The organism is Rhodococcus sp. C26F (assembly GCF_053345925.1).
The window spans coordinates 75,193-84,539 of sequence record NZ_JBKFBA010000024.1 but is presented as its reverse complement, the minus strand read 5'-3'; the positions used below and the strand labels follow the sequence as shown (position 1 = coordinate 84,539).

Here is a 9,347-nt window from a genome sequence, read left to right as displayed (position 1 = left end):
CGCCGTGTGCGAGGACGGCCCGTCGTCGTATGCGGGGGTCGGGACTCAGAACGTCTTGACGGCCCACACGGCGTGCGCGATCGGTTCACCGGCCTCGTCGACGACGGCCGACGGCAGCTGGATCTCCACTCCCAGCAGCTGCAGCTCCGGGGAGCTCTCCACGGTGAGGGTGCGGCGTGCACCGGCCTCGAACATCGCGCCGTCGATGTAGGTCTGCCCGGTCTGCGTGTCGCCGTAGACGGTGAGGATGCGCCACGGAGCATCGGCGATCTCGTTCGGAAGCGACAGCTGCAGCGGGTAGCCGGCCGGCACGTCGAGCTGACCGATCGGGTTCTCCACGCAGTCCTCGAGATAGAGATTGCAGTGCTGCGCGGGATCGACCGTCACGGTCTCTCCCCGTGCGTACGCGGTGATGGTGGGGAGCGTGGGCTCGGCCGAATCGACCAGTTTCCACACCGTGGCGGCGACTCCCGCTACCACGACCACCAGGGCCACCAGCAGCAGCGCGAGAGTCTTCTTCGTCCGGGCGTGCAACTCAACTGTTCCAATCTTCGGTGGGGGATCCACCGGCGCGCCTCCGCCCGGCAGCCGTCTCGGTGGAGACGCGTTCGGGTCGACGGCCGCCGAATCCCGGCAGCAATGTCCCCCCACGGTATGTCAGCACCGTCTGCGCGAATCCGAGAACCAGCACGACGGAGACCACAGCGAACCCGAGCCACAGTTCGGTCGGCAACAGCACACCCATCGCTCCGCCGAACACCCAGCTGAGCTGGAGGACCGTCTCGGACCTGCCGAATCCGGACGCGATCGACTCCTCGGGAAGGTCCTGCTGGAGCGATGCGTCGAGCGAGACCTTGGCCAGCGCGCTGGCGCACGCCGCCACGAGCGCCGCCAGCGCGGCGGCCAGGACGTTGCCGGTCGCAGCGACGACGGCGGCCACGACGACGACCGCGGCGGTGCACCGCACGACGATGAGAGCGGGCCGTCCGAGCGCGAGTCGCGCTCCGGTCGCGTTGCCCGCGAAGTTGCCGACCGCGGCGGCGGCACCGACACCACCGAGCATCGCGGCCTGCATCAGCGGATCCTGTCCGGTGGTGTTCTTCGCGACGAACGCCATGAACAAGGTCAGGAAGCCGGTGAGGATGCGGATCGTGCCGTTGCCCCACAGCCCGGTCACCACCGCCCGTCCCAGCGGCTGCTTCCGTTTCCCGGACTTGGTGACGATCACCTCGGTCACGGTGTCGGCGTTCAGCACCTCGGTGCGCGCGTCGGAGCGGTGGTACGACAGCGTCGCCGGCACCTCGCCCTCGGTGACCTCGACCCAGGCGGGGATACGCATGCTCAGATAGGCGCCGAATGCGGTGATCCCGGCGCACAGCCACAGTGCGCCCGACGAACCGAATGCCCATGCCGCGGCCGCCGCGATCGCGCCGGCACCGATCGTGCCGCCGACCAGGCCGAAGACCGTCAACCGGGAGTTCACCCGCACCAGATCGATCTCCGGTGGCAGGACTCTGGGTGTCACCGCGGATTTGAGCACCGCGAACGATTTGCTCAGCACCATCATGCCGAGCGCCGCCGGATACAACAGCCAGCTGTCGAAGTTGAACACCAGCACCACCGCGAGCACCGTGCGCAGCGCGAAGGACGTCGCCAGCGCGACGCGACGACCGTGCTGCAATCTGTCGAGCAACGGCCCGATGAGCGGGGCGATGATCGCGAACGGCGCGATCGTGATGAGCAGATACAGCGCGACCTTCGTCCTGTCCTCACCGGTGGCCGCCGAGAAGAACAAGGTGTTCGCGAGCGCGACGGCGATGGCCGCGTCGGAGGCGAAGTTCGCCATCGTCGCGTAGGTCAGCGCGGTCAACCCCGACTTGTCGGCGCCGTCGGCCGTGGCCGCTCGACGGAAGGTCGCGATGCCCTTCGAGGTGAGTTCGCGGCTGCGCAGAGCCGCGACCCGCGTCACCGTCAGCTTCCGCGGCATGCGCGGAGCGCGCGGTGAGTCGGTCTCGGACGAGGACTCCGCCCGACCGGCCGCCGACGCACCCGGCGGTCGGCGCGGATGGTCGACGGGATGCAGGGGCGGCAGGGGAGTGCGACGGCCCGAGACGCGGCGCGGAGGCGGATAGTTGCTGTACCCCGGATGCTGCGAACCCGGGACACGGCCGTCCGCTCCCTCGGGGGCGGGTCGCTCGTCCGGTTCGGTCACGTCTTCGATTCTTCCCCACGCGATAGCGGCTGTAACACAAGGGCGGCACGTGGCCCGAGTGACGCGTGTCGCGATCGGTATGCCACCCGGATCACTCCACGAAACGCACTTCGAACAGCGTCGGCCAGTACTTGCCCGTCACCAGGAACCGATCGGTCCCGGGGATCCGTGCGATGCCGTTGAGCACGTCCACATCGGCTCCCGCGGGCAGCCGATCACGCAGCGGAGCCGCGTCGACCCGGGCCTCCACGCGGCCCGAGGCCGGATCGATCAGCACGATCTCGTCCGTCTGCCACACGTTCGCCCAGACCCTGCCGTCCTCGGTGCACTCGAGTTCGTTGAGCTTCGACACGGCACGTCCGTCCCGGTGCACGGTGACGCGCCCGAGTTCGTCGAAGGTGGCGGGGTCGCGGAAGATCAGCTCGGCCGAGCCGTCGCTCATCACCAGATGGTCGGGTTGCGCGCACAGCCCCCAGCCCTCGCCGTCGTAGTCGACCCGGCGCTTCTCGAGCAGGGTGTCGCGATCGCGGACGACAGCCGTGCCGTCCTTCCAGGTCAGCTGCCACACCTCGTCGCCGACCACGGTGATGCCCTCACCGAAGAGGTCGTCGAGGACGGGTTCGCGGGTGCGCTCGGTCTCGGCGAGGGTGACGGTCCCGCCGTCGAGGTCGACCTCCCGGGCCGACACCCACGAGCGCCCGGCCCGGCCGGTGCCTTCGAGCAGTTCGCCCTCGTCGATCTCGAGGCCCTGGGTGAACGCCTCCGGATCGTGGGGGTGCGTGGCGACGACCTCCACACCGAGTTCGGTGGCGGGTGGACCGGGTTCGGCGACGAGATCGTCGCCGCATCCGGCGGTGGTGACGCAGACGACCGTCGCGACCGCGGCCGAGAGGAGAAGACGGGGCACGCGCCCATCCTGCACCTCGCGTGTGAGCGGTGCCTGTACGACCTTCCGCGACCCGCAGGCGCCGGAGCAGACAGGTCAGGCAGAATGGGGGCCGTGAGTGTTGCCTCTGCTTCCACTTCCCGAGGAACGAACCCCGTGGTCGATCCGGCGGTGCGTTCCGTGCTCGCCGACGCCGTCGACCTCGCTCGGGCCGCACTCGACGAACTCGGAGACGGTGGAGTCGGCGCCTATCTGGGCGTGACGCGCGAGGACGAGTGCTCGGCCACCCATCGTTTCGCCTCGGAGCTGCCGGGTTACCGCGGTTGGCAGTGGGCCGTCGTCGTGGCCGCCGCCCCGGATTCGGATCGGGTGACGGTGAGCGAACTCGTGCTCCTGCCCGGTCCCGACGCGCTCGTCGCACCCGAGTGGGTGCCGTGGAGCGAGCGGATCCGTCCCGGCGATCTGGGTCCCGGCGACCTGCTGGCTCCCGCTCCCGACGACGTGCGCCTGGTTCCCGGCTACATGCAGTCCGGCGACCCCGAGGTCGACGAGACCGCCCTCGAGATCGGGCTGGGCCGCAAGCAGGTCATGAGTCTGGAAGGTCGCCTCGAGGCAGCGCAGCGCTGGTTCGACAGCGAATACGGTCCCGACTCGGAGATGGCGAAGGCCGCTCCGTCCTCGTGCCGCCTGTGTGGTTTCTATCTTCCGCTCGCCGGATCGCTGCGTGCGGCCTTCGGCGTCTGCGGCAACGAGTTCGCCGCCGACGGTCACGTCGTGCACGCCGAGTACGGATGCGGCGCGCATTCCGACACGACCCTGCCCACCGGCGCCGGTTCGCCGATCTACGAGGCGTTCGACGATTCGGCAGTGGAGGTCGTCGAGGTCGGACCGGCCGGCTCGGCGCCTGCGGAGTCCGCGACCACCGAGGTCGTGAGCACCGAGTCCACGCCGACCGATTCCACGGACGAGCCCGCCGCCGAGTCGTCCGCCCCCGAGTCGTCCGCGTCGGAGCCGTCCCCGTCCGAGTCGGAACAGACCGACTGACGTGACCCGGCCGGACCCCGCGGATCCGTTCGGGACCGCGGCGTTACGCGAAGGGATCCTCGCGGCCTGGTCGTCGTCGCCCACCCGTCTGCGCGAGGACGCGGCCACCGAGGCCGATCACGTCCGCGCGGGTTACCGCGACCGCGTGTTGACCGAGCTCGCCCAGAACGCCGCCGACGCCGCCGCGCGTGCCGATGTACCGGGTGACCTGCGGGTCTGGTTCGCCGACGGCCGTCTCCACGTCGCGAACATCGGTGAGCCGCTCGACGAGGGCGGTGTCCACGCGCTGACCGCACTGCGCTCGTCGAACAAGACCGGCGCCGGATCCACCGTGGGGCGGTTCGGTGTCGGCTTCACGGCGGTGCTGTCGGTCTCCGACGACATCGAGGTGCGTTCGCGCACCGGTTCGCTGCACTTCTCGGCCGAGCGCACCCGCGCGGTGCTGGCCGAGCGGAACCTGCCCGAGCCGGAGTCCGGTGTCCCGGCGTTGCGCCTCGTGTGGCCGACGGAGACACCGCCGGCGACCGGCAGCGACACCGAGGTCGTGCTGACCCTGCGCCCCGGGGTGAACCCGGTCGCACTGCTCGACGCCTTCCGTTCCGAGGCCCACGACATCCTGCTCGAACTCCCGGGCTTGCGCACCCTCCTCGTCGCCGACGACGAATTCACCCGTCACCGGCGCGAACTCGACAACGGCCTGTGGGAGGTGCGGATCGGTGATCGCACCTGGTGGGAATTCACCGGAGCGTCGGCGCGATGGCTGGTGCCCGTCGTCGACGGGCGGATCGACCCGATCCGCAGCGACGTCCTGCGTGCCCCCACCCGCTCCGACGAGGAGCTGTCGCTCCCTGCGATCGTCGTCGCCGACGTCGCCATGCAGCCCGACCGGAGGCGCGTGCTTCCCGGAGCTCACGTCGAGAACGTCGCCCGCGGATACGCGCGGTTCGTCGCGGCTCTGCCCGCCGAACAGCGACTCGACCTCGTGCCCCTGCCGGGTTTCGCGCGCAGCGAGGTCGACGAACGCATCCGCGAAGCGATCCTCGACGAGTTGGCCGCCGGCGCGTGGCTTCCCGCCGCCGACCGCGGCGCCGATCTGGTGCCCGACCGGGCCGTCGCACTTCCCGGTCTCACCGACGAGCTCGCCGACGTCCTCGGCGAGGTCGTCCCGGGGCTCGTGATCCCCGAGTTGTGCGGGCCGCGACATGCGTCCGCGCTGTCCGCCGTCGGCGTGCATCGACTCGGTCTCGCGCGACTGGCCGAACTGCTCTCCGGGCACGAACGCGATCCGAAGTGGTGGAACCGCCTGTACGAGGCGCTCACTCCGCTCGTCGTCGACGCGGTCGCGGCCGAGGAACTCGCATCGCTGCCGGTTCCGCTGTCGGACGGACGGACCGTGACCGGCCCGCGTACGGCCGTTCTCGCAACGCAACTGCAGGATCTCGGCCCGGTGTCCATGCCGTGGGTGCGTCTCGTCCATCCCGACGCCGCGCATCCGCTGCTCGCCCGGCTCGGAGCCGGCACCGTGACGGTCGAGGACCTGCTCGCCGACCCGGCGCTCGTCGCGGCCGTCGAGGACACCGATCCCGACGACCTCCACCCGGACGGCGACCTCCCGGCCGGTGAGCTCGCCGACGTCGTGCTGCGACTGGTGCCGCTCGTGTCGCCCGCGGCCGTGCCCCGCGAACTCGGGGCACTGCTGCTGCCCGACACCCACGGCGACCTCGTCCCCGCCGACGAACTCCTGCTTCCCGGTGCACCGCTCGCAGAAGTACTCGTCGAGGACGCGCCCTTCGGCACCGTCGACCCGTCCGTCGTCGACCGGTACGGGGCCGACGCCCTGCGGGCGATCGGTGTGGGCTGGGGATTCACGGTCGTGCGTGCGGAACTGCCGGCCGGCCCCGACCACGATCTGCCCGACGAGCACCCGTGGTGGGAGCGGCTCGACGACGATCCCGAGGTGCTCGTCGCGGTGCGCGACCTCGATCTCGTCGACGATCGCCGCTGGTCGCGGGCGTTGACCCTGCTGGCCGCCGAACCCGCGACGGCCGAAGCGATCGCCGACCCCGCCGGATATACGGCGTGGTACCTGCGCACCCGCGCGTCGCTCGACGGCCGGCCTCTGGGTCACTACCGGTTCGCCGACGACACCCTCTTCGAAGGTCTGCTCGATCCCTGTACCCACCCGGACGCATCGGCCTTCCGCAGCGCCCTCGCCGGAACGCGGATCGACGACATCGAACTGGCACAGACACTGCTCGACCGGCTCGCGGACGACAGCAGGTCGCCGGGGCCGGCCGCGATCGTCGCCGCGCACGACGCGCTCGCCGCGGCGTTCTCGTCGGGTGGTCTCGATCCCGAGTCGGTCACCCTGCCCAACGGGGTGCGCAGCCTGTCGGGTGTCGTCGTCGACGCAGCCGACGCTCTCGTACCCGACCGTCCGTGGTTCGCGGCCGCGATCCCGCACGACCGCCTCGTCACCGGTGGCAGGGGAACCGCCCACGCGCTCGCGGACGTGCTCGACATCGCCGTGGCGTCCGCGGTGGTCGACGCCGAACCCGTCGAGCATGGGAGGAGTTCGACGTGGGAGCGCGATCCGGCCGCGGTCCTGGCCGGAATCGTCGCCGGGGTGCCGCTTCCGCGCGGCGTACTCGCGCTGCACGACCGACTCGTCGTCCGCTGCTCCGGAGCCCTGACCGGTGAGGTCGAGGTCCCGTGGTGGGTCGACGCGGCCGGCACCGTCCACAGCACACCGATCGGCCTGGCCGCGGCACTCACCGCGCTCACGGCTCCGGACGTGAGAACCGAACCGTGACGCTCGATGCCGCGGTGCTCGACTGGATGGTGTCGCTCCGCGAGCCGTGGCTGACCACCGCGGTGACCGCACTCACCCACACGGGCGGGGGAGTCGCGACGAGCCTGATCGCCGCGGCGACGACGCTGCTGCTGGTGCGGGCCGATCGTCTGTCCGACGCCGTCCTCGTCGCCGGAGCGGTCCTCACGGGCTGGCCGGTGATGGTGTTGCTCAAGAATCTGTTCGGCCGTGTCCGGCCACCGGAACCCGAACGGCTCCTGGCCCTGCACACCGAGTCGTTCCCGTCCGGACACGCGATGACCAGCGCAGTTCTGGCCACGGTGCTCGTCGCGGTCGTCGTGCGCACGTGGCCGCGCGGCGATCGCCGCCGGACCGCCGCGACGATCGCGCTCGCCGGCTACACCCTCGTGATCGGGCTCTCTCGCGTCTACCTCGCGGCGCACTGGTTCACCGATGTCGTCGCAGGCTGGATCTTCGGGATCACATGGGCCCTGCTGTGGGTGTGGTTGATCACTCGGGTGCGGATCCGTCGCTGACACCGCTGCGGGCGTATCGCGGACGGCCGTGGGCGAGGGTCAGTCCAGCCCCGCCTGGGCACCCCGGTCGCCGCGTCGGGCGGCACGACGCTGCAACAGGAAGAGCGCAGTTCCCAGCAGCCCCACCACGATTCCCGCCACGCAGACCGGAAGCACATCGTCCCGGAGTTCGCCGCCCACCACCGCCACGACGACGGTCGCCACCACCCACAGACCGGTTCCCACGGCAAGCGCGGGGCGAGGGTCGGCGAGGCGTCGGATACGGGCTGCGACGAGCTGGGCGGGTTCCACGGTTTGCAGATTAGTTCCTTCGCGCTGCAATAATCGGTTCCCGTTGCGACGCCCCGTACTCGACGAGCGGATTTGTGGACATGGCCGTAGGCACCGACTCCAAGCGAACGTCCTTTCTGGACACCTATTTCAAGATCACCGAACGCGGTTCCACCGTGTCCCGGGAGGTGCGTGGCGGCATCGTCACGTTCTTCGCGATGTCGTACATCGTGGTTCTCAACCCGCTGATCCTCGGTAGCTTCTCCGCCGACGACGCGAGCGCGAAGATCGACGTGATGGGCAACATCCTGCCCATCAACCAGGTCGCCGCCGTCACCGCGCTGGTCGCCGGCTTCATGAGCATCGTCTTCGGTGTGGTCGCCAACTATCCGTTCGCCATCGCTGCCGGCCTCGGCATCAACAGCCTGCTCGCGGTGACCATCGCGCCGCAGGTCACCTGGCCCGAAGCGATGGGTCTGGTGGTCATCGACGGCATCATCATCGTCGTGCTGGCCCTGACCGGCTTCCGCACCGCGGTCTTCAACGCGATCCCGGCAGAACTCAAGGCCGCCATCGCTGCCGGTATCGGCGCCTTCATCGCCATGATCGGCCTCGTCGACGCCGGCTTCGTCCGTCGCATCCCCGACGCCGCGGGCACCACCGTCCCTGTCGGCCTGGGCATCGACGGCTCGATCGCGTCGTGGCCGACCTTCGTCTTCGTCGTCGGTGTGCTGCTCATGGGTGTGCTCGTCGCACGCAAGGTGCGCGGCGGACTGCTGATCGGCATCGTCGCCACGACGATCCTGTCGATGATCATCGAGGCCATCGCCGACGTCGGCCCGTCGCTGGGCACCAACCCCAAGGGCTGGAACCTCAGCACCCCCGAGGCCCCCGACTCCTTCTTCGGCATCCCGAACCTGAGCCTCGTCGGCAACGTCGACCTGTTCGGCGCGTTCACCCGCATCGGCGTGATCGCCGCGACCCTGCTCGTGTTCACGCTCGTCCTCGCGAACTTCTTCGACGCCATGGGCACCATGACCGGCCTCGGCAAGGAAGCCGGCCTGGCCGACAAGAACGGCACCCTGCCCGGCATCGGCAAGGCCCTCGTCGTCGAGGGCACCGGTGCCATCGTCGGTGGCGGCGCTTCCGCCTCGTCGAACACGGTGTTCGTCGAATCGGCCTCGGGTATCGCGGAAGGAGCCCGCACCGGCCTGGCCAACGTGGTCACCGGCGTGCTGTTCCTGCTCGCGATGTTCCTGACCCCGCTGTACGAGGTGGTCCCGATCGAGGCGGCCGCTCCGGCTCTCGTCGTGGTCGGTGCCCTGATGATCGGCCAGGTCCGCGACATCGACTTCTCGGTGTTCGCTGTGGCGCTGCCGGCCTTCCTGACCATCATGGTCATGCCGTTCACCTACTCGATCGCCAACGGCATCGGCGTCGGCTTCATCACCTGGGTGATCCTGCACGCCGCGAGCGGCAAGATCCGCACCATCCATCCGCTGATGTGGATCGTCGCAGTGCTGTTCGCCCTGTACTTCTCGGTCGATCCGCTCACGGAACTGCTCACCTAGACGGCCGACGCGTGTT

The 9,347-nt window shown here is 70.0% G+C and carries 8 protein-coding genes; 4 read left to right on the top strand and 4 right to left on the bottom strand.

Annotated elements, in window-relative coordinates:
• Nucleotides 1–45: 45 nt before the first annotated feature.
• From ACLBYD_RS20970 to ACLBYD_RS20960, 3 genes are all read right to left on the bottom strand, one after another.
• On the bottom strand, nt 46–534 hold the full coding sequence (locus ACLBYD_RS20970) for a DUF2771 domain-containing protein (RefSeq protein ID WP_060651986.1): 489 nt from the start codon (nt 532–534) through the stop codon (nt 46–48).
• A 1-nt stretch (nt 535) separates the two neighbouring features.
• The gene (locus ACLBYD_RS20965; RefSeq protein WP_060651987.1) at nt 536–2,212 is read right to left on the bottom strand and encodes an MFS transporter; all 1,677 of its coding nucleotides are present in this window, start codon (nt 2,210–2,212) and stop codon (nt 536–538) included.
• A 91-nt stretch (nt 2,213–2,303) separates the two neighbouring features.
• Nucleotides 2,304–3,119 carry a glutaminyl-peptide cyclotransferase gene (locus ACLBYD_RS20960; protein WP_447817942.1) on the bottom strand — a complete coding sequence of 272 codons (816 nt, stop codon included), beginning with the start codon at nt 3,117–3,119 and terminating at the stop codon, nt 2,304–2,306.
• Between the two features lie 135 nt (nt 3,120–3,254).
• Between ACLBYD_RS20960 and ACLBYD_RS20955 the strand changes: the two genes are divergently transcribed.
• Genes ACLBYD_RS20955 through ACLBYD_RS20945 form a run of 3 tightly spaced genes read left to right on the top strand, consistent with a single transcriptional unit; the run spans nt 3,255 to nt 7,490 of the window.
• Entirely contained in the window at nt 3,255–4,142 is an 888-nt protein-coding gene (locus tag ACLBYD_RS20955) for a DUF3027 domain-containing protein (RefSeq protein WP_447817940.1), read from the top strand.
• Between the two features lies 1 nt (nt 4,143).
• A complete protein-coding gene (locus ACLBYD_RS20950) occupies nt 4,144–6,954 on the top strand; it encodes a sacsin N-terminal ATP-binding-like domain-containing protein (RefSeq protein ID WP_447817939.1) in 2,811 nt (936 codons plus the stop codon).
• Complete coding sequence (locus tag ACLBYD_RS20945) at nt 6,951–7,490, top strand: phosphatase PAP2 family protein (RefSeq protein ID WP_447817938.1); 540 nt, start codon at nt 6,951–6,953, stop codon at nt 7,488–7,490. The genes ACLBYD_RS20950 and ACLBYD_RS20945 overlap by 4 nt, the downstream gene beginning before the upstream one ends.
• Nucleotides 7,491–7,529: 39 nt before the next feature.
• On the opposite strand, the gene ACLBYD_RS20940 is transcribed toward ACLBYD_RS20945, so the two are convergent.
• The gene (locus tag ACLBYD_RS20940) at nt 7,530–7,781 is read right to left on the bottom strand and encodes a DUF2530 domain-containing protein (RefSeq protein WP_006551670.1); all 252 of its coding nucleotides are present in this window, start codon (nt 7,779–7,781) and stop codon (nt 7,530–7,532) included.
• An 80-nt stretch (nt 7,782–7,861) separates the two neighbouring features.
• Between ACLBYD_RS20940 and ACLBYD_RS20935 the strand changes: the two genes are divergently transcribed.
• Nucleotides 7,862–9,331 carry an NCS2 family permease gene (locus ACLBYD_RS20935; RefSeq protein WP_447817937.1) on the top strand — a complete coding sequence of 490 codons (1,470 nt, stop codon included), beginning with the start codon at nt 7,862–7,864 and terminating at the stop codon, nt 9,329–9,331.
• Nucleotides 9,332–9,347: the final 16 nt, after the last annotated feature.

Excerpts from the sequence above, each read along its gene's own strand:
- ACLBYD_RS20935 (WP_447817937.1), top strand. The coding sequence starts at position 7,862 with ATGGCCGTAGGCACCGACTCCAAGCGAACGTCCTTTCTGGACACCTAT.